Origin of the sequence: Streptomyces sp. NPDC004266 (assembly GCF_042874095.1) — a bacterium.
Taxonomy (GTDB): Bacteria; Actinomycetota; Actinomycetes; order Streptomycetales; family Streptomycetaceae; genus Streptomyces.
Window position 1 is genome coordinate 150,491 of record NZ_JBIAMM010000004.1, and the last position, 21,198, is coordinate 171,688.

The 21,198-nt window shown below is 71.9% G+C and carries 20 protein-coding genes and 2 tRNA genes; 8 read left to right on the forward strand and 14 right to left on the reverse strand.

Features of this window, described 5'->3' with window-relative positions; genetic code table 11:
- Positions 1 to 1,014, forward strand: coding sequence for a ribosome small subunit-dependent GTPase A (rsgA, locus tag ACFYUZ_RS11880; RefSeq protein WP_389307992.1), 1,014 nt, complete (start codon positions 1 to 3; stop codon positions 1,012 to 1,014).
- A gap of 92 nt (positions 1,015 to 1,106) precedes the next feature.
- Positions 1,107 to 1,430, forward strand: a complete 324-nt coding sequence (locus ACFYUZ_RS11885; protein ID WP_389307994.1) for a DMT family transporter — start codon at positions 1,107 to 1,109, stop codon at positions 1,428 to 1,430.
- On the opposite strand, the gene ACFYUZ_RS11890 is transcribed toward ACFYUZ_RS11885, so the two are convergent.
- Positions 1,322 to 1,957, reverse strand: a complete 636-nt coding sequence (locus ACFYUZ_RS11890) for a TetR/AcrR family transcriptional regulator (protein ID WP_389307996.1) — start codon at positions 1,955 to 1,957, stop codon at positions 1,322 to 1,324. The two genes, ACFYUZ_RS11885 and ACFYUZ_RS11890, sit on opposite strands and share 109 nt — an antisense overlap.
- A gap of 117 nt (positions 1,958 to 2,074) precedes the next feature.
- Between ACFYUZ_RS11890 and hisN the strand changes: the two genes are divergently transcribed.
- On the forward strand, positions 2,075 to 2,884 hold the full coding sequence (hisN, locus tag ACFYUZ_RS11895) for a histidinol-phosphatase (protein WP_389307998.1): 810 nt from the start codon (positions 2,075 to 2,077) through the stop codon (positions 2,882 to 2,884).
- A 129-nt stretch (positions 2,885 to 3,013) separates the two neighbouring features.
- Positions 3,014 to 3,406: a cyclic nucleotide-binding/CBS domain-containing protein gene (locus ACFYUZ_RS11900; protein WP_389308000.1), complete on the forward strand. Its 393-nt coding sequence runs from the start codon at positions 3,014 to 3,016 to the stop codon at positions 3,404 to 3,406.
- A gap of 110 nt (positions 3,407 to 3,516) precedes the next feature.
- Here the strand turns inward: ACFYUZ_RS11900 and ACFYUZ_RS11905 are convergent, their stop codons facing one another.
- On the reverse strand, positions 3,517 to 4,983 hold the full coding sequence (locus tag ACFYUZ_RS11905; protein ID WP_389308001.1) for a catalase: 1,467 nt from the start codon (positions 4,981 to 4,983) through the stop codon (positions 3,517 to 3,519).
- A 153-nt stretch (positions 4,984 to 5,136) separates the two neighbouring features.
- Between ACFYUZ_RS11905 and ACFYUZ_RS11910 the strand changes: the two genes are divergently transcribed.
- Complete coding sequence (locus tag ACFYUZ_RS11910) at positions 5,137 to 5,556, forward strand: Fur family transcriptional regulator (protein ID WP_093874165.1); 420 nt, start codon at positions 5,137 to 5,139, stop codon at positions 5,554 to 5,556.
- Between the two features lie 122 nt (positions 5,557 to 5,678).
- Here ACFYUZ_RS11910 and ACFYUZ_RS11915 read toward each other — a convergent pair.
- The 4 genes from ACFYUZ_RS11915 to ACFYUZ_RS11930 all read right to left on the reverse strand — a co-directional run bounded on the left by ACFYUZ_RS11915 (position 5,679) and on the right by ACFYUZ_RS11930 (position 10,989).
- Positions 5,679 to 5,752: transfer RNA gene (locus tag ACFYUZ_RS11915), tRNA-Met, on the reverse strand.
- Between the two features lie 54 nt (positions 5,753 to 5,806).
- Entirely contained in the window at positions 5,807 to 7,762 is a 1,956-nt protein-coding gene (locus ACFYUZ_RS11920; protein ID WP_389308003.1) for a tetratricopeptide repeat protein, read from the reverse strand.
- A gap of 204 nt (positions 7,763 to 7,966) precedes the next feature.
- Positions 7,967 to 8,040, reverse strand: a tRNA-Met gene (locus ACFYUZ_RS11925).
- Between the two features lie 45 nt (positions 8,041 to 8,085).
- Positions 8,086 to 10,989, reverse strand: a complete 2,904-nt coding sequence (locus ACFYUZ_RS11930) for a UPF0182 family protein (protein WP_389308004.1) — start codon at positions 10,987 to 10,989, stop codon at positions 8,086 to 8,088.
- 135 nt (positions 10,990 to 11,124) lie between these two features.
- On the opposite strand from ACFYUZ_RS11930, the gene ACFYUZ_RS11935 reads away from it, so the two are divergent.
- Positions 11,125 to 11,676: a PPA1309 family protein gene (locus tag ACFYUZ_RS11935; RefSeq protein ID WP_389308006.1), complete on the forward strand. Its 552-nt coding sequence runs from the start codon at positions 11,125 to 11,127 to the stop codon at positions 11,674 to 11,676.
- Positions 11,677 to 11,790: 114 nt separating this feature from the next.
- Here ACFYUZ_RS11935 and ACFYUZ_RS11940 read toward each other — a convergent pair whose 3' ends face one another.
- From ACFYUZ_RS11940 to ACFYUZ_RS11955, 4 genes are all read right to left on the reverse strand, one after another.
- Complete coding sequence (locus ACFYUZ_RS11940) at positions 11,791 to 12,879, reverse strand: PDZ domain-containing protein (protein ID WP_389308008.1); 1,089 nt, start codon at positions 12,877 to 12,879, stop codon at positions 11,791 to 11,793.
- Positions 12,880 to 12,945: 66 nt separating this feature from the next.
- Positions 12,946 to 13,176 (reverse strand): hypothetical protein, encoded by a 231-nt coding sequence (locus ACFYUZ_RS11945; RefSeq protein ID WP_389308572.1) that lies wholly within the window; start codon positions 13,174 to 13,176, stop codon positions 12,946 to 12,948.
- Between the two features lie 129 nt (positions 13,177 to 13,305).
- Positions 13,306 to 13,767, reverse strand: coding sequence for a molybdenum cofactor biosynthesis protein MoaE (locus tag ACFYUZ_RS11950; protein WP_389308009.1), 462 nt, complete (start codon positions 13,765 to 13,767; stop codon positions 13,306 to 13,308).
- 92 nt (positions 13,768 to 13,859) lie between these two features.
- Complete coding sequence (locus tag ACFYUZ_RS11955; RefSeq protein WP_389308011.1) at positions 13,860 to 14,969, reverse strand: SDR family oxidoreductase; 1,110 nt, start codon at positions 14,967 to 14,969, stop codon at positions 13,860 to 13,862.
- 214 nt (positions 14,970 to 15,183) lie between these two features.
- Between ACFYUZ_RS11955 and ACFYUZ_RS11960 the strand changes: the two genes are divergently transcribed.
- Together ACFYUZ_RS11960 and ACFYUZ_RS11965 are read left to right on the forward strand one after the other, a co-directional pair.
- Complete coding sequence (locus ACFYUZ_RS11960) at positions 15,184 to 16,605, forward strand: zinc-dependent metalloprotease (RefSeq protein WP_389308013.1); 1,422 nt, start codon at positions 15,184 to 15,186, stop codon at positions 16,603 to 16,605.
- The gene (locus ACFYUZ_RS11965; RefSeq protein WP_389308015.1) at positions 16,602 to 17,126 is read left to right on the forward strand and encodes an NUDIX hydrolase; all 525 of its coding nucleotides are present in this window, start codon (positions 16,602 to 16,604) and stop codon (positions 17,124 to 17,126) included. The genes ACFYUZ_RS11960 and ACFYUZ_RS11965 overlap by 4 nt, the downstream gene beginning before the upstream one ends.
- Positions 17,127 to 17,177: 51 nt before the next feature.
- On the opposite strand, the gene ACFYUZ_RS11970 is transcribed toward ACFYUZ_RS11965, so the two are convergent.
- The 4 genes from ACFYUZ_RS11970 to ACFYUZ_RS11985 all read right to left on the reverse strand — a co-directional run bounded on the left by ACFYUZ_RS11970 (position 17,178) and on the right by ACFYUZ_RS11985 (position 21,008).
- Complete coding sequence (locus ACFYUZ_RS11970; protein WP_389308017.1) at positions 17,178 to 17,933, reverse strand: AIM24 family protein; 756 nt, start codon at positions 17,931 to 17,933, stop codon at positions 17,178 to 17,180.
- Between the two features lie 19 nt (positions 17,934 to 17,952).
- The gene (locus tag ACFYUZ_RS11975; protein ID WP_389308018.1) at positions 17,953 to 18,633 is read right to left on the reverse strand and encodes an AIM24 family protein; all 681 of its coding nucleotides are present in this window, start codon (positions 18,631 to 18,633) and stop codon (positions 17,953 to 17,955) included.
- 11 nt (positions 18,634 to 18,644) lie between these two features.
- Positions 18,645 to 20,300 carry a TerD family protein gene (locus tag ACFYUZ_RS11980; RefSeq protein ID WP_389308020.1) on the reverse strand — a complete coding sequence of 552 codons (1,656 nt, stop codon included), beginning with the start codon at positions 20,298 to 20,300 and terminating at the stop codon, positions 18,645 to 18,647.
- 132 nt (positions 20,301 to 20,432) lie between these two features.
- Complete coding sequence (locus tag ACFYUZ_RS11985) at positions 20,433 to 21,008, reverse strand: M48 family metallopeptidase (protein ID WP_389308022.1); 576 nt, start codon at positions 21,006 to 21,008, stop codon at positions 20,433 to 20,435.
- Positions 21,009 to 21,198 lie beyond the last annotated feature (190 nt).

A 21,198-nucleotide genomic window follows, 5' to 3' on the forward strand; every position in this document is an offset into this window, starting at 1 on the left:
ATGCGGCGCTACGGCAAGCACACCGACGAGGACGACATCCGCCAGCGGCCCAACCGCAAGGGCACCCGTCCCCGCACCAGCATCCGCCCGAAGCACGAGGACGCCGTCGAGGGCATGGTCCTCACCGTCGACCGGGGCCGGCTCACCTGTCTGGTGGAGGACCGGACCGTGACGGCGATGAAGGCGCGCGAGCTGGGCCGCAAGGCCGCCGTCGTCGGCGACCGCGTCTCCCTGGTCGGCGACCTCTCCGGCGAGAAGGACACGCTGGCCCGGATCGTGCGGATCGGCGAGCGCAGCTCGGTGCTCCGCCGCACGGCCGACGACGACGACCCGTACGAGCGGGTGGTCGTCGCCAACGCCGACCAGCTGGCGATCGTCACCGCGCTCGCCGACCCGGAGCCGCGCCCCCGGCTGATCGACCGCTGCCTGGTGGCGGCCTACGACGGCGGGCTCTCCCCGCTGCTCGTCCTGACCAAGTCGGACCTGGCCCCGCCGGACGCGCTCCTGGAGATGTACGGCGCGCTGGGCGTGCCCCATGTGGTGACGACCCGCGAGGAGTTCGTCGACGGGGTCGCGGCCGAGCGGGTCCACGAGCACCTGAAGGGCCGCACCACCGCGTTCGTCGGCCACTCCGGCGTCGGCAAGACGACCCTGGTGAACGCCCTGGTCCCGCCGGACCGGCGGCGCACCACGGGTGTGGTCAACGCGGTCACGGGCCGCGGCCGGCACACCACCACCTCGGCGCTCGCGCTGCCGCTGAACGACAAGGAGGGCGGCTGGGTCATCGACACCCCGGGCGTGCGCTCCTTCGGGCTGAACCACGTCGACCCGTCCCGGGTGATCCTCGCCTTCCCCGATCTCGTGCCGGGCACGGAGAACTGTCCGCGCGCGTGCAGCCACGACGAGCCGGACTGCGGGCTCGACGCGTACGTGGCGGAGGGGCACGCCGATCCGGCGCGGCTGGTCTCGCTGCGGCGGCTGCTCGCGACCCGGGAGCGACGCGAGGGCGACTGAGCCGCCCGTGTTTGCGCCCCGTCGCTTTCGGTAAGTGCATAATCACACCAAGTGCGACGAAGCAGTCACCGACGGCGTGGGAGGCACTGACGATGGCGTGGCTGCTGGTGGTGATCGCGGGGCTCCTGGAGACGGGTTTCGCGGTCTGTCTGAAGCTCTCGCACGGCTTCACCCGGCTGTGGCCGACGATCGCCTTCGCCTCCTTCGCCCTGGGCAGCTTCGGTCTCCTCACGCTGGCGCTGCGGAAGCTCGACGTGGGTCCGGCGTACGCGGTGTGGACGGGGATCGGCGCGGCCGGGACGGCGATCTACGGGATGGTCTTCCTCGGCGACGTGGTCTCCACGCTCAAGATCGTCTCGATCACCCTGGTCATCGTGGGGGTCATCGGACTCCAGCTCTCCGGTTCCGCGCACTGAGGGGTCACCGGCAGGACCGGTGCCACGATGTGGCTGAGGGCGATCCGTACGGCGAGTTCGCAGCCGGCCGCCCACCGCTCCCCCGCGCAGGCCACGGTCTCCGCCACGAGTTCGCCGGGCGCGGGCGGTCCGGCGTCGGCGCGCCGCTGGGCGGGGACGGGGGCGGGCCGGGCTCCGGGCCGTGCGGGCCGGGGCTGGGGCAGCCGCTCGTTCCAGGCGCCGGTGAGCAGGGCCCGCAGCATCGGGCGGACGGCGGCGCGGGTGACGATCCACTCGGCGACGGCGACGAGGTTCCGCTCGGGCGGGGCGGGGGCCGCCAGCAGGCTCCGGACGCCCTGGAGGTAGGTGTCGGCCTCTCTGCGCGCGAGGGCGCGTGCGAGCCCCTCCTTGCTGCCGAACTCGTTGTAGAGGGTCTGCCGGGAGACCCGGGCGGCGGCGGCGAGGTCGGCCATGCGCACGGCCGACCAGGGGCGGTGCGCGAGCGCGGCGAGCGCGGCGTCGAGCAGGGCCTCGCGGGCGTTCGCCATCCTCACCTCCGGAGGGAACGGTTCTCCGCTCAGCGTCGGCAGGCGCCCACTCTCTGTCAAGGGGGCCGCCGTGGACGGTTCGCCGCGTGTCCGCGCGTCGGGGATAGAGTGCCGACCATGGCCGACTACCACGATGATCTGCGTCTCGCCCACGTCCTCGCGGATGCCGCCGACGCGGCCACCATGGACCGTTTCCAGGCGCTCGACCTCCGGGTCGAGACGAAGCCGGACATGACCCCGGTGAGCGAGGCCGACAAGGCGGCGGAGGAGCTGATCCGCGGACAGCTCCAGCGCGCCAGGCCGCGCGACGCGATCCTCGGCGAGGAGTACGGCGTGGAGGGCTCGGGGCCGCGCCGCTGGGTGATCGACCCGATCGACGGCACCAAGAACTACGTGCGCGGGGTGCCGGTCTGGGCGACCCTGATCGCGCTGATGGAGGCCGGGGAGACCGGCTTCCAGCCGGTGGTGGGCGTGGTGTCCGCCCCGGCGCTCGGCCGGCGCTGGTGGGCGGCGAAGGGGCTCGGCGCGTACACGGGCCGCAGCCTGTCCTCGGCGACCCGGCTGGGCGTCTCGAAGGTCGCGTCCCTGTCGGACGCCTCCTTCGCGTACTCCTCGCTGAGCGGCTGGGAGGAGCAGGGCCGCCTCGACGGCTTCCTCGACCTCACGCGCGCGTGCTGGCGGACCCGGGCGTACGGCGACTTCTGGCCGTACATGATGGTCGCGGAGGGCTCCGTGGACATCTGCGCGGAGCCGGAGCTGTCGCTGTGGGACATGGCCGCGGTCGCGATCGTGGTCCAGGAGGCCGGCGGCACGTACACGGGTCTGGACGGCCGGCACGGTCCGCACAGCGGGAACGCCGCGGCGTCGAACGGTCTGCTCCACGGCGAGCTGCTGAGCTATCTGAACCAGGAGGGCGAGCGCTCCTGACGCTCCGCGGGGGCGCGTCGCGCGCCCCCTTTACGACCCACCTCCCCGGTGCAACTCTGAGAGTCCCCCCGCTTGTGAACTTGTGAATTCTTTCTCGTGGGGGTCCACACCAAGGAGGTGGCTCCGTCCATGCTCGTCCGTGACGCCATGAGCACCGTGGTCCTCACCATCGGTCCCGCCCACACCCTCCGACAGGCCGCCCGGCTGATGTCGGCGCGCCACGTCGGCGCGGCGATCGTCCTCGACACCGACGCCGGCGGCCTCGGCATCCTCACCGAGCGCGACATCCTCAACTCCCTGGCCCGGGACCAGGACCCCGACCGGGAGACCGCCGGCTCCCACACCACCCGTGACGTGGTCTTCGCCGCGCCCGCCTGGACGCTGGCGGAGGCGGCCGAGGCCATGACGCGCGGCGGCTTCCGCCACCTCGTCGTCCTCGACGACCGGGGCCCCGTCGGCATCGTCTCCGTACGCGACATCATCCGCTGCTGGATCCCCGTGCACAGCGTCGCCTCCGGGTGACCGGCCCCCCGGGACGGAACGTCTCCGGCTGAGCGGTCCCCCGGAACGCGCGAGGGCGGGCCGGACTCCCCACGGAAGTCCGGCCCGCCCCCTTTCAACGGCAAGCGCCCTCAGCCGCGCAGGGCCTGGACCGCGGCCTCCAGCCGCTTGCCGAAGTCACCGTCCGCCTTGCGGAAGTTGTCGATCGCCCGCTCGGCGATGTCGTCGCGGGAGACCTTGGCGATGAAGCCGGCCAGGTTCTCCACGAGACGGCCCTTCTCGTCCTCCGCCATCAGGCGGTAGAGGTCGCCCGCCTGCACGAAGTCGTCGTCCTCGGCGTGCGAGGGGGCGGCGTGGTCGCCGGTCACGCCGGTGACCGGGGAGCCGACCCAGAGCGGCCGGTCCGTCTGGTGCGGGCCGCCGAAGCTGTTCGGCTCGTAGTTCTTCGCGCCCTTGTGGCGGCCGTCGCAGAGGAGGCCGTCACGCGAGTGGGTGCGCGCCTCGGTGGCGTGCGGGCGGTTCACCGGCAGGTGGTCGGCGTTGATGCCGACGCGGTAGCGGTGGGCGTCGCCGTAGGCGAAGAGGCGGCCCTGGAGCATCTTGTCCGGGGAGGGACCGATGCCCGGCACGAAGTGCGCGGGGCTGAAGACCGACTGCTCGACCTCGGCGAAGATGTTCTCCGGGTTGCGGTTGAGCTCCAGCCTGCCGATCTCGATCGGCGGGTAGTCCCCGTGCGGCCACACCTTGGTGAGGTCGAAGGGGTTGAAGCGGTAGTGCGCCGCGTCGGCCGCGGGCATGATCTGGACCTGCACGGTCCAGCTCGGGAAGTCGCCGCGCTCGATGGCCTCGCGCAGGTCGCGCTGGTGCGAGTCGGGGTCCACGCCGGCGAGGCGGTCGGCCTCGTCCTGGGTGAGGTTCTCGATGCCCTGGTCGGTCTTGAAGTGGTACTTGACCCAGAAGACCTCGCCGGCCTCGTTGTTCCACTGGAACGTGTGCGAGCCGTAGCCGTTCATGTGGCGGTACGAGGCGGGGATGCCGCGGTCGCCGAAGAGCCAGGTGACCTGGTGGGTCGACTCCGGGGAGAGGCCCCAGAAGTCCCAGACGTTGTCCGCCTCCTGCGAGCCGGTGTACGGGTCGCGCTTCTGGGTGTGGATGAAGTCGGGGAACTTGATGGCGTCCCTGATGAAGAACACCGGCGTGTTGTTGCCGACGAGGTCGTAGTTGCCCTCCTCGGTGTAGAACTTCAGCGCCCAGCCCCGGGGGTCGCGCACCGCGTCCGCCGCCCCGAGGCTGCCCGCGACCGTGGAGAAGCGCAGAAAGGTCTCGGTCTCCTTGCCGACCTCGGAGAGGAACGTGGCGCGCGTCCACCGCGTGACGTCGCGGGTCACCGTGAAGGTGCCGTAGGCGCCCGCACCGCGCGCGTGGACCACGCGCTCCGGGATGCGCTCGCGGTTGAAGTGGGCGAGCTTCTCCAGGAGGAGCTGGTCCTGGAGGAGGACCGGGCCGCCGACGCCCGCGGTCTCGCTGTTCTGGTTGTCGGCCACCGGAGCCCCGGCCTCCGTGGTGAGCGGTCCCTGCGTCACGTGCGCCTCCTGCATCGTCCCTGCGCGTCCCGTCCCTCGGCCCGGATCCCTTGAACGAGTCCTCGACCAAACCCGGTCCTGATCCTACAATGGACAATGTCCAAGTCAAGTGAGCATCCAAAGTCACACCCGTTCGGGATCTTGCTCCCGGCTGTTAGGCTGGCCCCCATGAGTGACCTGTTGGAACGACTGCGCGGACGCGGCTGGCGGATGACCGCGCAGCGCCGCGTCGTGGCCGAAGTCCTCGACGGGGATCACGTGCACCTGACCGCCGACGAGGTCCACGCCCGCGCGGTGACGAAGCTGCCCGAGATCTCGCGCGCGACCGTGTACAACACGCTGGGCGAGATGGTCACCCTCGGTGAGGTCATCGAGGTCGCGACCGACGGCCGCGCCAAGCGGTACGACCCCAACGCCCACCGGCCCCACCAGCACCTGGTCTGCGGCCGCTGCGGCGCGATCCGCGACGTCCACCCGGCCGGCGACCCGCTGGCGGACCTCCCGGACACCGAGCGCTTCGGCTTCACCATCTCGAACGTCGAGGTCACCTACCGGGGCATCTGCCCCAGCTGCGCCACGACGGCCTGACGACCACCGCGAAAGCCCCCGCTCCGGCGGGGGCTTCCGCATGCCCTTCCCCCGACCCGGGCACACGGATACGACGAAGGCCCGGATCCACTCAATGGATCCGGGCCTTCGCTGCTACTGAGTAGCGGGGACAGGATTTGAACCTGCGACCTCTGGGTTATGAGCCCAGCGAGCTACCGAGCTGCTCCACCCCGCGTCGGTGAACCCAACCTTACGGGACCCCCGTCACCAGCGCAAATCCGTTAACGCCTCAGGCCGTGAGCTCCTGGTGCAGCGCCTCGCTCAGCCGGGCCGCCCGCTCGGCGACCTCCGCCGGCCCCAGCTCCACCGCGCGGTCGCACCAGCGACGCCCCTCGGTGAGCTCGCCCCGGCGCGCCGCGAGCAGCGCGAGCCGGAGCGCGGCGCGGCCGTGGCCGGCCCGGGCCGCGCGGGTCCACCAGAGGGCGGCCTCCCGCTCGCTGCCCTCGCGGGCGAGGAGCAGCCCCAGGTTGAAGGCGCCGTTGCGGCTGCCCGCCTCGGCGGCCTCGCGGTACCAGCGGTCGGCCTCGGCCAGGTCGCCACGCCCGGCGGCGAGCATCCCGACCCGCACCTGGGCGCGCCGGTGGCCCTGCTGGGCGGCCCGCTCGTACCACTCCTCGCACTCGGACTTCTCCTCGCGGGGCGCGCCGAGCACGGCGGGGCCGGGCTCGGGGCGACGCGCGTCGAGCACCGAGGCGAGCCGGAAGGCGGCTTCGGCGCTGCCGCCGCCGGCCGCGCACCGCAGGTGCCGCTCGGCGGTCTGCTCGTCGCCGTCCCGCAGGGCGGCGATGCCGACCTGGAGGGCGGCCTCGGTGTGCCCGGCGGCCGCGGCCCGCTCGTACCAGACCAGCGCCGTGCGGTCGTCGCCCCGGCCCGCGTGGAGGATGCCCAGGTTGAAGGCGGCGTCCACGCTGCCGGCCTCGGCGGCCTTGGAGAACCAGGGCTCGGCGCCGTTGGCGTCGCCGGCCTGGAGGAGCAGGACGGCGAGCGCGTTGGCGGCCTCGCGGTGACCCGCGTAGGCGGCGCGCCGGTACCACTGTTCGGCCTGCGGGATGCGGTCCTGGGCGGCGCAGAGCAGCCCGAGGTTGTAGGCGCCGTTCACGTCGCCGGCGTCCATGGCGGCCCGGTACCAGCGCTCGGCGGTCTGCTGCTCGCCCCGGGCGGCGTGCAGGGCGCCCAGCGCGTTGGCGGCGTTGCCGTCGCCGTCCTGGGCGGCCCGCAGCCACCACACGGCGGCGCTCTCCTCGTCGCCCGCGTCGCGGAGGAGGAAGCCGAGGGCGCAGGCGGCCTTCGCCTCGCCCTCCTTGGCCGAGCTGAGGTACCAGCGGCCGGCCTCCTTCAGCTCGCCGCGGTGCTCCAGGATGGCGCCCAGGTGGAGCGCGGCCCGCCGGTGGCCGCGCGCGGCGGCCTGCCGGAACCACTGCTCGGCCTCGGCGGCCTCTCCCGCGGCCTCGCCGGCCGGCTGCCCGGGAACGGCGGCCGCGGCGGCGCCGGAGGGCACGACCGCCCCGGCCCCCGGGGTGCGGAGCCGGGTGCCGGTCTCGTGCGGCCCCCGGGTGGTCTCGGTGGCCCGGCGCTCCAGGGCGAGGGCGAGGCGGTAGGCGGCCTCGCGGTGGCCCTGCTCGGCGGCGGCGCGCAGCCAGCGCTCGGCCCCGACGTCGCTGCGGTGCTCCAGGAGGTCGGCGAGGGCGTACGCGCCGAGGGCGTGGCCCTGCTCGGCGGCCTGGCGGAGCCAGTACTCGGCGGCCGGCTCGTCGCCGCGCTCGCGGTGGTGGCGGCCGAGGGCGTGGGCGGCGGGGGCCGAGCCGGCGACGGCTGCGACCCGCCACCAGCCGGCCGCCTCGTCGGGGTATCCGCGCTGGTGGAGCAGGACGCCCAGGTTGTTGGCGGCGGCCCGGTCCCCCTCCGCGGTGGCCCCCCGCAGGTACGGTTCGGCGCCGTCGAGGTCGCCGCGGCGCAGCAGCAGTGCGCCGAGCGCGCTCATCGAGGCGAGGTCACCGCACTCGGCGGCCCGCCGGTGCCTGGCCTCGGTCTCGGTCTCGTTCTCGGCGTCGGTCTCGGTGGTGGTGTCGACGGCCGCATCGACGGCCCCCGCTGCCTCGATGATCTCGTCTGCGGCGTTTCTGGCGTGCCGCTGCACAAACCGCCCTGTCTCCAACAGAGTTGCCCTGTCCCCCATAAATACCATCGTCGCACCACCCGCAACCCGAGCACACCTGGTATACCGCAGCCAGTGAGGTCACTCAGCGTTTTGTCGACATGCCCACAGAGAGACAAGTCAAACACGACTCACGCCAACTCGCCCCTTCCCTACCGCTCTTCGACACCCCCAGGCACGCCGACACACGACAAGGGCCCGGATCCTTATGGATCCGGGCCCTTGTCCTCTGAGTAGCGGGGACAGGATTTGAACCTGCGACCTCTGGGTTATGAGCCCAGCGAGCTACCGAGCTGCTCCACCCCGCGTCGGTGAAACCACAGTATCACGACGCGGGGACGGAAAACCTCAGGTCAGCCGCCTGACCCGGGCGTCTTGAGCTTCGCCCCGGCGTCCGCGGCCCGCTGGAGCGCCTGCTGAAGGTCCTCCTGGGCCTTGCCGTACGCGGTCCAGTCACCCTTCTGCAGGGCGGCCTCGCCCGCGTCGTACGCCTTCTGGGCGTCGGCGATGGCCTGCTTCAGGGCGGCGTCGTTCGAGGCCGGCGGCTGGGTCGTGCCGGGCGGCTGCGTGGTCCCCGGCGGAGTCGTCGGCTGGGACGGCGCCTCCACCCCGAAGACCGCGTTGAGCGCCTTGGTGAGGTTGTCCTCGAACACCGTGGTGTCCTTGGTCGTGTCACCGTTCGGCTGGTCCGCGTCCACGTACGACACCGCGACCTTCTTCAGGAGCGGGTAGAGCGCGTTGCGTCCCTGGGCGTACACCGGCTCCACGTACAGGAACCCGCCGTCGAGCGGCACGGTCAGCAGGTTGCCGTACTGGATGTCGGAGTCGGCGCCCTTCATGTCCCGGACGAAGGTGGCCACGGAGGGCAGACCGTTGAGCTTGCTCTGCACCTGGGCCGGACCCGGCACGTCCTCGGTGACCCTCAGCAGCCTCAGCCGGCCGTACTCCTTGCTGGTGGCGTCGGCGTCGACCGCCATGAAGGCGCCCAGGTTGGGCCGCCCGTTCGGCGTGAACGTCGTCGTCAGCGAGAAGCGCTGCGCCGTGTCCCCGGGCATCTTCATGCTCAGGTAGTACGGCGGGACCGCGTTGCCGTCCTTGTTGGTCGGGTCGTCCGGCACCTGCCAGGCGTCCGAGCCGCTGTAGAACTGCGCGGGGTCGGTGACGTGATAGCGGGTCAGCAGCTCGCGCTGCACCTTGAACATGTCCTGCGGGTAGCGCAGGTGCGCGAGCAGGTCGCCCTTGATCTCGGACTTCGGCCTGACGGTGTCCGGGAAGGCCTTCATCCAGGTCTTCAGGACCGGGTCCTGGGTGTCCCACTCGTAGAGCTTCACCGTGCCGTCGTAGGCGTCGACGGTGGCCTTGACCGAGTTGCGGATGTAGTTGACCTGGTTCTGCTGGGCGACGACCGTGCGCTGCTGGTTGCCGACGGTCAGCGAGTCGGCCGTGGTGTCGCCGAGCGTGGTGCGCGAGGCGTAGGGGTAGCCGTTGGTCGTGGTGTAGGCGTCGACGATCCACTGGATCCGGCCGTCGACGACCGCCGGGTAGGCGTCCCCGTCGATGGTCAGCCAGGGCGCGACGGCCTCGACGCGCTCCTTGGGCGTGCGGTTGTAGAGGATCCGCGAGCCCTCGCCGATGGCTCCCGAGTAGAGGATCTGCGGCTCGCTGAAGGCCACCGCGTACGCGGCGCGGTTGAAGGTGTTGGAGAGGCTGACGCCGCTCTTCTCCTGGTAGCTGGTGGTCTTCTCGCCGTTCTCCTCGTAGTCCAGCTCCTTCTGGGGGCCGCCCACGATCGAGTACTGGTCGGTCTTCTCGCCGTAGTAGATCCGCTGCTGGTACGTGCCCAGCGAGCCGGTCGTCGGCAGTCCGGACTCGGTGAAGACCGGGGAGCCGTTGGCGTCCGTCTGCGTGCCCGAGGCCAGGATCGCGCCGAAGCCGTGGGTGTAGGTGAAGTGGTCGTTGATCCAGTTCCGCTTCGGGATGCCCCGGATGTTCAGCTCGCGCAGGCCGACGACGGTGTCCTTGCCGGCGTAGCGGTCCACGTCCAGGGTGGTCGGGAACTGGTAGTACTTCCGCTTCTGCTCCAGCTGCTGGAACGTCGGCGACACGATGTTCGGGTCGAGCAGACGGTAGCTGGCCGCCGTGTCGGCGTCCGCCCGCAGCTTGTCCTTGGCCTTGACCGTCGACTTCCCCGAGTAGTTCTCGGCCTTCGTCCCGTCGATCGCGTACGCCTTGCGGGTCGCGTCGATGTTCTTCTGGATGTACGGCGCTTCCTTGGCCTGCTCGTTCGGCTGGACCTGGAACTTCTGCACGATGGCCGGGTACAGGCCGCCGATCAGGATCGCGGAGAGGACCATCAGACCGAAGCCGATCACCGGCAGCTGCCAGGTGCGGCGCCAGAGCGTCGCGAAGAACAGCAGCGCGCAGATGACGGCGATGCAGAACAGGATGGTCTTCGCCGGCAGGTACGCGTTGGCGTCGACGTACCGCAGGCCCGTCCAGTTGCCCGTCGCCTTGAAGTCGCTCGACTTCACCGCCAGGCCGTACCGGTCGAGCCAGTACGCCACGGCCTTGAGCGCGACGAAGAGGCCGAGGAGGACCGAGAGGTGTCCGGTGGCGGCGGCGGTGGCCCGCGCGCCCGGGCTGGTGATCCGCAGCCCGCCGTACAGGTAGTGCGTGAGCGCGGCGGCGACCAGGGACAGGACGGCGGCGGCGAAGCCGAACGCGAGGAGGAAGCGGTACCAGGGCAGGTCGAAGGCGTAGAACGACACGTCGAGCCCGAACTGCGGGTCCTTCTGGCCGAACTTCACCCCGTTGACCCACATGAGCCAGGTGCGCCACTGGCCGGACGCGGAGGCGCCGGCGATCAGGGCCACCAGGGCGGTGACCGCGAGCAGCACCCACTTCTTGAAGGGCGCCAGGCCCATCCTGTACCGGTCGAGGCTCTGCTGCTCCAGCGACATCGCGCTGAGCGGCGGCCGCAGCCGGTACGCCAGCCAGACGTTGAAGCCGACGGCGATCCCCATCAGCAGGCCGAAGACCAGGAAGAGACCGATCTTGGTCCACAGGGTGGTGGTGAACACGGACGAGTACTCGACCGAGCGGTACCAGAGCCAGTCCGTCCAGAACCCGGCGAACATCACGAACGCCATGGCGAGGACGGCCAGCACCCCGAGTGTCATGAGCAGGGTGCGGGCCCGCCGGGACGGCCGGCCGACTCTCACCCTCGGCCCGGACGGACCTTGGCCACGGTCCGGCATCTGGAAAGCCAACGTGCGCCCCTCGATGTTGATGCGTCTGAAAGCAGGCCCCGCGATCGTAGAGCCCACTGGTGCAACTTACTGAGGCTTTACCTAGTTCCCGCCTTCCGGGGAAGAGGAGGCAGGATATTGGTCATGTCCAACCTTTCCCCCTCCGGCCCGGCCATGGCCGCGAGCCCCCTCACCCGCGCGGTGCTCGAGATCGACGAGTACGCGTCGGGTCTCGGCTGGGACCAGCCCGCCCGCCTGTTCGCCCTGGTCGACACCGCACGGCTGCGCGCCCAGGAGCCCAAGCTCGCCTCCCAGCTCGGCCTGGGCGACGACGCCACCGCCTACACCCCCATCGAGCAGGACAAGCTGCCGCGCGGCAAGGCCCTCGACGAGTTCCTCGGCACGATCGCCTGGCCCGACGCCGTGGCGGGCTGCGCCCTGACCGTGGAGCGGCTCATGCTGCCCCCGTCGGCCGAGGCCCAGGTCCCGCAGGGCCTGAGCGAGAAGCAGCTCGCCAAGTGGGTCGCCGGGCACCCGGACCGCCAGGAGGTCCGGATGACCGTGGCCGTGCTGCGGGACGGCGCCCGCGAGGCGGCGATCCGGCTGCGCGAGAAGGACTCCCCGACCGAGGTGCTGACCGGCCCCGACCTGGTGCCGGGCCTCGCCGAGGCGCTGGCGGCGACCTTCGAGAGCTGAGCCGTTCCGGCACGGCTCCGGGAGTCGGGCTCCGTACGGGGAGGGGCGCCCGGTCGATGACCGGGCGCCCCTCCCCGTACGCGCGCGTGCTCGGCTCCCCGTACGCGCGCGTGCTCAGCTCTTCGAGCAGCTCGGCAGCGACTTCGTGTCGCCCTTGCGGAGCTTCTCCAGCGACTTCGTGGCGTCGTCGATCGTGTCGACCTTGATCAGGGTGAGCCCGTCGGGCGTGTCCGCGGCGGCCGCCTCGCAGTTGTCGGCCGGGGTGAGGAAGTACTCGGCGCCCGCGTTCCGCGCGCCGACCAGCTTCATCTCGATGCCGCCGATCGGGCCGACCTCGCCCTTATCGTCGATGGTGCCGGTGCCGGCGATGAAGCGGCCCTCGGTGAGGCTCTCCGGGGTGAGCTTGTCGACGATGCCGAGCGCGAACATCAGACCGGCGCTGGGGCCGCCGACGTCCGCCAGGTTGATGTCGATCGTGAACGGGAAGACGTGGTCGGTGCCGGCCTGGATGCCGACGACGGCCCGGTCGCCCTCCTCGGACGTGGTGGTCGTGATGACCACCTTCCGGGTGACGGTGGGCTCCTTGTGGGCCTTCTCGGCGGCGGCCGCCTCCTTGGCGGGGACGATCGTGAACTCGACGTCCTGCCCGGGCTTCCGCTTCGTCACCTGCTTGGCGACGTCGCCCTGCTCCTTGACCGGCACGCCGTCGACGGCCTTGATGACGTCCCCGGCGTGCAGCTTGCCCTCGGCCGGGGCGCCCTTGACGACGGTCGCGACGACGACCCGGGCCACCACCGGGATGCCCAGTTCCCTGAGGGCCGCCACCTTGGCGCTCTCCTGGGACTGGGTGAACTCCTCGGCGTTCTCCTGGCTCGACTCCTCCTCGGTCTTGCCGTCCGGGTAGAGGGTGTCGTGCGGCACCACCACGTTGTCGTGGGCCAGCCATCCGTAGACGGCCTCGACGGCGTTCATCTTGTAGTCCGCGCTGGTGACGCGGACCGTCGTCATGTTGAGGTGACCGTCGGTGGGGTAGGTCTTGCGTCCGGAGATCTGGAGTACCGGTTCCCCCCTGGCCTCGCCGAGGGTGTTGACCGTGGGGCCGGGGCTCATCTCCGCGTACGGCACCGGGATCAGGACGCCCGCGATGAGCAGACAGATCAGGACCAGGGTGGAGGCGAGCATCGTCGCGGTGCGGCGTGGCATGGAACGACAGTACGGGACTCGTCTGTGGGTGCACCCGTGGGGCGGTCCGTACGAGGAGGCCCCGCGTCAGCTGGACGGCGACGTGGTGACGGCGGAGGCCGTCGCGGCCGGCTCGCGTTCCTGACGGGCGGAATCGGCGATCGAGGCGTGGGACCGCTCCATGGCGTCCCGGAAACGTGCGTAGCCGGCGAGTTCCGCCACGTCGCCTATGGTCTTGTTCCTCGAAGCCCAGCTTCCCCATATCGCCGCGCCGACGACTGCGAAAAGCGGAATCAGCAACCAGGCCAGCGCTGCCATCCCGACCTCCCATCCCCAGTGAGTTGATCAGCAGACTGTCTCATCTGTGATGCCAACGCTCGCGCCTGGGGCCCGGTTACGCAAATCGGGCGTTCGACTACGCCCTGTCGGCGCGCCGCCTTGCCGCCCTCAGCAGGCTCCGACCCACTCCTCCGTGCCGTCCGAGAACTTCTGGTGCTTCCAGATGGGGACCTCGTGCTTGAGGTCGTCGATGAGCTTCCGGCAGGCCTCGAAGGCCTCGCCCCGGTGGGGGCAGGAGACGGCGACGACGACCGCGAGGTCGCCGACGCGCAGGTCACCGACGCGGTGGACGGCGGCCAGGGCGCGGACCGGGTGGTTCGCGACGACCTTCTCGGCGACGCGACGGAGCTCCGCCTCGGCGGTGGGGTGGCAGGAGTACCCCAGCGCGTCGACGTCCGCGCCGCCGTCGTGGTTGCGGACGGTGCCGACGAAGAGGGTGGTGCCGCCGGCGGCGTCGTCTCCGACGGCCCGGAAGACCTCGTCGACCGAGAGCGGGGTGTCACGGATCGCGAGCAGCTTGATCGGGTCGTCCGCTGCCTGCTCGCCGGGGTGGTCGTGCGTCTGCGCCATGAGCCCATGGTGCCGCACGCCTCCGACATCGGGTAAGGGACCTTTCGACCTGTGGACGGGACCCTCCGTAGGAGGGTCCTACAAGCCCGTCCCTACAGCCCGCGCCGCTTCCGCATCTGGCGCACCAGCGCCGCCGTGCCGAGCAGCGCCACCGTCGCACCGGCCGCTCCGGCCGCCGTCGCGTCCTTGCGGCCCAGGCGGCGGCCGGCGACCGTGTGGCGGCCCTCGACCTCCTCCAGGAGCGCGGCGAGGACCTCCTCGTTCGTCCACCGGGGGCGCCAGCCGGCGTCGTGCAGGCGTCCGACGCTCACCACCCAGGGGTGCATGGTGTAGGCGAGGTCGCCCGCCGGGGACGGGGTGAGGCCGATCCGGTGGAGGCGGGCCGCCGTGCCGAGGGCGACGGCGGAGGGCAGCTCCATGCGCCGGATCCCGGAGAGCTCCTCGACCTCCTCCTGTTCGAGCCAGCCCTCGCAGCCGACCGCGAACTCCCCGTCGACCTTCTCCAGGGCCGCGTACTCCAGGGCGCTCACCAGGTCCTCGACGTGGCAGAACTGCCAGGTCGGCCGTGACCCGGCGACGACGAGCAGCCGGGGCGACTCGAAGTAGCGGGTCAGCGCCGTGTCCGTACCGCCCACGAGGACGGCCGGGCGGACGACGGTGACGTTCAGGCCGGGGTGCGCGCGGGGGGCGCGGCGGCCGAGGCGCTCGATCTCCAGCATGTCGCCGACGCCGGTGGCCTCCGCCGTCGCCCTGAGCTCGGCGTCCTCGGAGAGCGGGATGTCGTTGTCGGGCAGGGCGCCGTAGACCATGGCGGAGGTGCAGAGCACCACCCGGTGGACACCGGCCGCCGCGGCGGCGGTGAGCACGGTCTGCGTGCCGCGCACGTTGTAGGCCGTCCGGGCGGCGGGGTCGGTCTCCAGGTCGAGGTCGACGGCGAGGTGCACGACGACGTCCGCGCCGCGCAGCTTCTCGGCGATGGCCGGATCGCGCACGTCGAGGATGTGCCACTCCGCCTCCTCGACCTCGCCGCGGCGCTCGTCGATGGCGACGACCCGCTTGATCTCCTCGGAGGCGGCGAGGCGCCTGGTGAGCAGGTCACCGACGCCGGAAGCCGCACCGGTGACCGCGACGACGGGGCCGCGCACGGCGGACCGGGTTGAGTGGTTTCGCGCTCCGCGAACCTGTGGATCTGGGGAACTCACCGGGCGTCTCCAGCGGTTGTCTTCAGTACGTACGTGCATGACGCGTACGGACCAGGTGGCGTCCATCCTGCCGCAGGGCACGGCCCGGCGGAGCACCGAGCCCATTTCCGGCCCGGATGTCTACGCTGGTGGTGTGCGGGGCCTGTCTGGACAGGCCCTGGTCGGGCAGTCGCCGTCGGCAGGAGGCCGGCGGCCCTACGAGCCGAGGAAACCTGTGAGTGACACCCCATTCGGATTCGGCCTTCCGCCGGAGGAGCCGGAGAACGGCGACGAGGGCAAGAAGAAGGACCCCGCCGGAGGTGGCCAGGGGTCCGGCGGCAACCCGTTCGGCGCGAACCCCTTCGGCTTCGGCGGGCTGCCGGGCATGGGCGGTCCCGGCGGTGCGGACAATCCGTTCGCCGCGATGTTCGGCTCCATGAACCCCAACGACCTGGGCGCGGCCTTCCAGCAGCTCGGGCAGATGCTGAGCCACTCGGGTGGTCCCGTCAACTGGGACATGGCCAAGCAGATCGCACGCCAGGTGGTGGCCCAGGGCACCGCCGACGGCACCAAGGACGCGAGCGTGGGGCCGGCCGAGAAGTCCGCGGTCGAGGAGGCCGTGCGCCTGGCCGACCTCTGGCTGGACCAGGTCACCTCGCTGCCCTCCGGCGCGGGCACGGCCGTGGCGTGGAGCCGCGCCGAGTGGGTCGAGGCGACGCTGCCGGCGTGGCAGCAGCTCGTGGACCCGGTCGCCGAGCGGGTCGGCACGGCGATGGGCGACGTCCTGCCGCAGGAGATGCAGGCCATGGCCGGCCCGCTGATCGGCATGATGCGCTCCATGGGCGGCGCCATGTTCGGCCAGCAGATCGGGCAGGCCGTGGGCGCGCTCGCCGGTGAGGTCGTCGGCTCGACGGACGTCGGTCTGCCGCTGGGCCCGGCCGGGCGTGCCGCGCTGCTGCCGCTGAACATCGAGGCCTTCGGCAAGGACCTGGGCGTGCCCTCGGACGAGGTGCGGCTCTACCTGGCCCTGCGCGAGGCCGCGCACCAGCGCCTCTTCGCGCACGTGCCGTGGCTGCGGGCGCACCTCTTCGGCGCGGTCGAGGGGTACGCGCGCGGGATCAAGGTCGACACCTCGAAGCTGGAGGAGGCCGTCGGGCAGCTCGACCCGACGCACCCCGAGCAGCTGCAGGAGGCGCTCCAGCAGGGCATGTTCCAGCCGGAGGACACCCCGGAGCAGAAGGCGGCCCTGGCCCGGCTGGAGACGGCGCTCGCGCTGGTCGAGGGCTGGGTGGACGCGGTGGTCCACGAGGCCGCCAAGTCCCGGCTGACCTCGGCGGACGCGCTGCGCGAGACGCTGCGCAGGCGCCGTGCCTCGGGCGGTCCCGCCGAGCAGACCTTCGCGACCCTGATCGGTCTGGAGCTGCGTCCGCGGCGGCTGCGGGACGCGGCGCGCCTGTGGGCCTCGCTCACGGACGCGCGCGGGGTCGACGGCCGGGACGGGCTGTGGGAGCACCCGGACATGCTGCCGACGGCGACGGACCTGGACGACCCCGACGGCTTCGTGCACCGCGAGCACCTGGACTTCTCCGAGCTGGACAAGATGCTCGGCGAGGCGGCCAGGGGCGAGGCGCCGGAAGACGAGGACGGCAAGGAGTGACCCTGCACGACGACGCGGTCCTCGTCCTGAAGGGGTACGGGGACCAGCCGGAGCTGCGCGATGTCTACCTGGACCATCTCGCCCGGCACGAGGACGGCATGTACAAGCCCTGCGGGGCCGGGCACCTGACCTCCAGCGCGCTGGTGATCGACCCTTCGCGGGAACGGGTCCTGCTGACCCTGCACAAGAAGCTGGGCATGTGGCTCCAGATGGGCGGCCACTGCGAGCCGGGCGACGCGACGGTGGAGGCGGCGGCGCTGCGCGAGGCGACCGAGGAGTCCGGCATCGCGGGTCTGACCCTGCTGCCGGGCGGTCCGGTGCGGCTGGACCGGCATCCGATCCCGGCGCCCTGCCACTGGCACCTGGACGTGCAGTACGCGGCGCTCGCCCCGGTAGAGGCGGTGGCGGAGATCAGTGACGAGTCGCTGGACCTGCGCTGGTTCGGGTACGACGAGGTGGCCTCGGTGGCCGACACGTCGGTGGTGGAGCTGCTGAAGGGCACGCTGGCGCGGCTGGCGTGAGCGTGACCGAGGGGCGGTCTCCGGTGGAGACCGCCCCTCGGTCGTGGGTGCTCAGTTCCAGGCGTTGTTCTGGTTCTGGGCGTGGGAGCCGTGCTGGCCGGCGCCGAACTGGGCGGCGATCCCCTGTCCGATGGCCGCGTGCTGCGGGGGCATGACCTCGCTCGGCTGGACCAGCGCGAAGCCCTGGCCGAGGAAGCTGAGCTCCCAGCCCTCGCCCGTGTTCCCGCGGCGGCGCATCACGCTGGAGTTGGTGGTCTGCGCCTGCATCTGGACGCGCAGCCCGGTGGACCAGGCGACGATCGCGTCCGCGTCGACGCTGACGTACTTCTCGGGCGTGACCTGCATCATCAGCGGCTGCCCCGAGGTCATGAGGGCGACCTTGCCGCGGCCGGAGATGTTGAGCTGGTACTTGCCGGAGCCGGAGACGCCGTACTGGCTGTCGACGGCGATGACCTCGGTGTGGAGGGTCGAGTCGAGCGCCAGGACGTAGGCGCTGTCGACGGTCAGGCCGTCCTGCTCGACCTCCACGATGTGGACGTGCTGGGCGAGGTTGGCGAAGTAGACCGTGCCCTGCCCGGAGCAGCGCATCAGGTCCAGGCCCTCGCCGGTGCGGGCCTGGGCCCGGCGCTGGCCGGGGGTCTTGTACTCGCCGTCGAAGTCGACGAGCCCCTGGTACGCGACCATGGCGCCCTTGCGGGCGAGGACGTCGTCCTGCCCGGTCAGGCTGACCCGCAGGAGCTGCGGGTTCTGGATGACGTACCGCTCCTGGCTCTGCTGCTCGGCGTGGTTGAAAAGCGGGCTCTGCATGGTGTGTTCTCGCTCCCCCTCAGCCCCGGACCCGCAGGCGGTCGGTGCTGTCCTCGCTCGGCTGTACGACGACGATGCCCTGGCCCGAGAAGGCCATCTGGTATGCCTCGCCGCTGCCCCGCCCGATGAGGGAGGACGCCTTGAAGCTGCGCTTGCCCTTGACCTTGAGCGCGGGCGACCAGGCGACGAGCGCGTCGGGGTCGACGTACGTCTCGTCCTCGCCGCGTCCGCAGTCGACGACGATCGGCGTGCCGCGCGAGGTGAGCGCGACCCAGCCGGTGCCGGCGATCTCCACGTTGAACAGGCCCTGGCCGGCGAACTTGGCGAGCCCCTTGACCCGCTCGACGCCCCACTGGAGGTGGGCGTCGAAGGCGAGCACGTTGGTGCCGTTCACCGAGATCGAGTCGTTCTGGAGGTTGATGACGACGACGTCGGCGCCGTAGTCGGCGAGGTAGAGCAGTCCGTCGCCGGAGCACTTCATGAGGGGCGCGCCCTCGCCGGTGGCCCACTGCTGGGCGACCTGGCGGACGGCGGGCGGGTTGGGCTCGTAGCTGATGAAGCCCTCGTAGGCGACCATCGAGCCGGTCCGTGCGTACAGGTCCTGGCCGGATGCCATGGCGACCTTGAGCATGGTGCGGCCGTGGTTCTCCATCCGGGCCGCGACGGGGGTCGGGGCGTAGCCCGCGAGTTGCTGGTTCATGACGGGCTCCCTCAGACCTCGTAGGGCTGGACGACGATGAAGTTGCCGGGGGCTCCCCGGAACTGGAGGTTCACGGTCTCCCCGCTGTGGCCGGGGTAGGCGTTGCGGCGGAGCCGCACCTGGCTGGAGAGGATGACCTGGGACGCGGCCGACCAGGCGACGACGGCGTTGCAGTCGGCGAAGGTGGTCGGCGTGACGGGCAGCACGACGGGGACGCCGTGCGTCTTCACGACGACGGTGCCGGTGCCCTGGAACTGCATGGTGAACAGGGCGCCGCCGGGGATGCCGTGGCCCTCGATGCGGCGGACCTCGTACTGGAGGGACTCGTCGAACGCGAGGACGTTCTCGGCGGAGACGCAGATGCCGTCGCCCTGGAGCTCGATGGGGTGCAGGTGGGCGCCGTTCTCGGCGAGGAAGACCTGGCCGCGGCCGGTGCAGCGCATGAGCTGCATCTCCTGGCCGGTGGCGTTGCCGACGATCCGGCCGGCGAAGCCCGCGCCCTTGTAGCCGAAGTCGACCTTGCCCTGGTACATGACCATGGAGCCCTGCCGGGCGAGGACGGGCACGCCGCCCATGGCGAGGTCGACCCGCATGAGCTGCTGGTTCTGCGGGGTCCAGCGGGCGCCGGTGGCGGTCTCCTTGTACGGCGCGAGCGCGGCGGCGAGCCCCGCTCCGGTGGCCGGCACGCCCTGCGGGACGCCGGGCTGCTGCCCGTACGCCGGCGGCTGCTGCCCGTACGGGGCGGGCGCGGGCTGGCCGTAGGGGGCCTGCGGCTGCTGTCCCTGAGGGGGGTACTGGCCGCTGGGGTACTGGCCGGGCGCCTGGCCCGGGACCTGCCCCGGGTACGGGGCGGGCGGCTGTCCCGGGACCTGGCCGTACTGCGGCTGCTGCCCGTACGGGGCGGGGGCCGGGGCCGGCGGCGGCACGGGCGGCGGGGCCAGGGGGGCGACCATCGTGGGCGCCGTGTGGACCGGCGGCGCGGGCGGGACGGGCGCCTGCGGGGCCGGCGGGGCGCCGAACGCGGGCGCGGGGGCCGGGGCGGGCGCGGCGGGGGCACCGAAGGCCGGGGGCGCCGCGGCCTGCGGCGGCGGGGCGAAGCCGGGGGCCGCGGCCTGCTGCTGCGGGGCGGCGGGCTCGTCCTCGGCGACCTCGCCGCCGAAGTTCCGCAGGAGCGCCTCCAGGCCTCCGTCGAAGCCCTGGCCGACGGCGGCGAACCGCCACACGTCCTTGAGGTAGAAGTCGCCGAGCATCACCGCGCGCTCGGTGGAGAACTCGGCGCCCGTGAACGCGTAGCGCGCGACCTCCTCGCCGCCCGCCACGATCCGCAGGTGACCGGGGCCGACCTGGGACATCTGGCCGGCGCCGTCGATCGTCGCGGTGAACGACAGCTTGTGGATGTGCGCGGGGATGCGGTCGAGGGTGACGCGGAAGGACTCGGTGTCACCGGACTGCGCGCCGAGCAGCTGGATGGACTCCTCGGGCGACTTCGGCTGGTTGAAGAAGACGAAGTAGCGGTCGTCGGAGAGCCGTTCGTCCGCGTCGAGTCCGAAGCAGCTGATGTCGAAAGTCAGTCCGGGCGCCGCGATCTGCACACCGACGTACAGATCGGTCCCCGCGGTCAGATCGCTGATCTTGGCCTTGTGGCCGCGTTGGAATTCCCTGGCCATGCGTAACGACCGTCCCCCATCCCGAATGGCGAATGCTCGCGCCAGGCTAACCGCTGGGCACGACATTGAGACAGGCCAGGTCCTATTCGGTACCGAATCGGGAAACCCGCGCACGCCCGCGGGGCGGCGGCGTCACTCCTCGCGAGCGTCCGGAAGGTGCGGCAGCCGCCCGGCGGCGACCACGCCCTCCAGGTAGCCGCGCGCCCGCTCGGTGCGGGGGTAGGCCTCCAGGAGCCGCCAGAACCGCGGCCCGTGCCCGGGGACGAGGAGGTGCGCCAGCTCGTGCAGGAGGACGTAGTCGACGACGTACTCGGGCATGCCCTGGAGCCGGTGGGAGAGGCGGATGCTGCCCTCGGAGGGGGTGCAGGAGCCCCAGCGGGTGTTCTGGTTGGTCACCCAGCGGACGGACCCGGGGCGGGCCCTGCCGTCGAGGTACTGCTCCGAGAGGCGCAGCGCGCGCTCGGCGAGCTCACGGTCGCCGAGGACGCTCCGGCTCTCCTGGGCGGCGAGCTTGTCCAGCATCACGCCCACCCAGCGGCGCTCCTCCGCCTCCGACATGCGGGCCGGGATGAGCACGACGGTCCGGTCGCCCTCGCGGTAGGCCGAGACGGTCCTCCGCCGGCGCGGGCTTCTGCGGACCTCGACCGCGCTCGTCCCCGCCCCTCGGGGCGGTTCGCTGGTCACGCTGCGCTGTGGGTCGGCGGGCACGGCCCCGACGTTACCCGCTGCCGGCGGGGGAAGTCCCGTCCCGGGAGTGGTTTCGGGAACGATCCGGTCCCACCTCCCACCATTTGAATGACTAATCCCCCTGACCTGTGGACAACTTTCGGCGCCCGTCACGGCGGCGGGGCATTCTCGCTTCGGGGCGACGGAATGTCGCTGTCGATCTTGAATGCGG

What these genes read in the sequence shown, in the direction of transcription:
- ACFYUZ_RS11920 (WP_389308003.1), bottom strand. Translation starts at nt 7,762, where the DNA reads ATGGTATTTATGGGGGACAGGGCAACTCTGTTGGAGACAGGGCGGTTT.
- ACFYUZ_RS11905 (WP_389308001.1), bottom strand. Translation starts at nt 4,983, where the DNA reads ATGCAGGAGGCGCACGTGACGCAGGGACCGCTCACCACGGAGGCCGGG.
- hisN (WP_389307998.1), top strand. Translation starts at nt 2,075, where the DNA reads ATGGCCGACTACCACGATGATCTGCGTCTCGCCCACGTCCTCGCGGAT.
- ACFYUZ_RS11980 (WP_389308020.1), bottom strand. Translation starts at nt 20,300, where the DNA reads ATGGCCAGGGAATTCCAACGCGGCCACAAGGCCAAGATCAGCGATCTG.
- ACFYUZ_RS11890 (WP_389307996.1), bottom strand. Translation starts at nt 1,957, where the DNA reads ATGGCGAACGCCCGCGAGGCCCTGCTCGACGCCGCGCTCGCCGCGCTC.
- ACFYUZ_RS11900 (WP_389308000.1), top strand. Translation starts at nt 3,014, where the DNA reads ATGCTCGTCCGTGACGCCATGAGCACCGTGGTCCTCACCATCGGTCCC.
- ACFYUZ_RS11935 (WP_389308006.1), top strand. Translation starts at nt 11,125, where the DNA reads ATGTCCAACCTTTCCCCCTCCGGCCCGGCCATGGCCGCGAGCCCCCTC.
- ACFYUZ_RS11930 (WP_389308004.1), bottom strand. Translation starts at nt 10,989, where the DNA reads ATGCCGGACCGTGGCCAAGGTCCGTCCGGGCCGAGGGTGAGAGTCGGC.
- ACFYUZ_RS11950 (WP_389308009.1), bottom strand. Translation starts at nt 13,767, where the DNA reads ATGGCGCAGACGCACGACCACCCCGGCGAGCAGGCAGCGGACGACCCG.
- ACFYUZ_RS11975 (WP_389308018.1), bottom strand. Translation starts at nt 18,633, where the DNA reads ATGAACCAGCAACTCGCGGGCTACGCCCCGACCCCCGTCGCGGCCCGG.
- ACFYUZ_RS11945 (WP_389308572.1), bottom strand. Translation starts at nt 13,176, where the DNA reads ATGGCAGCGCTGGCCTGGTTGCTGATTCCGCTTTTCGCAGTCGTCGGC.
- ACFYUZ_RS11940 (WP_389308008.1), bottom strand. Translation starts at nt 12,879, where the DNA reads ATGCCACGCCGCACCGCGACGATGCTCGCCTCCACCCTGGTCCTGATC.
- ACFYUZ_RS11970 (WP_389308017.1), bottom strand. Translation starts at nt 17,933, where the DNA reads ATGCAGAGCCCGCTTTTCAACCACGCCGAGCAGCAGAGCCAGGAGCGG.
- ACFYUZ_RS11910 (WP_093874165.1), top strand. Translation starts at nt 5,137, where the DNA reads ATGAGTGACCTGTTGGAACGACTGCGCGGACGCGGCTGGCGGATGACC.
- ACFYUZ_RS11885 (WP_389307994.1), top strand. Translation starts at nt 1,107, where the DNA reads ATGGCGTGGCTGCTGGTGGTGATCGCGGGGCTCCTGGAGACGGGTTTC.
- rsgA (WP_389307992.1), top strand. Translation starts at nt 1, where the DNA reads ATGCGGCGCTACGGCAAGCACACCGACGAGGACGACATCCGCCAGCGG.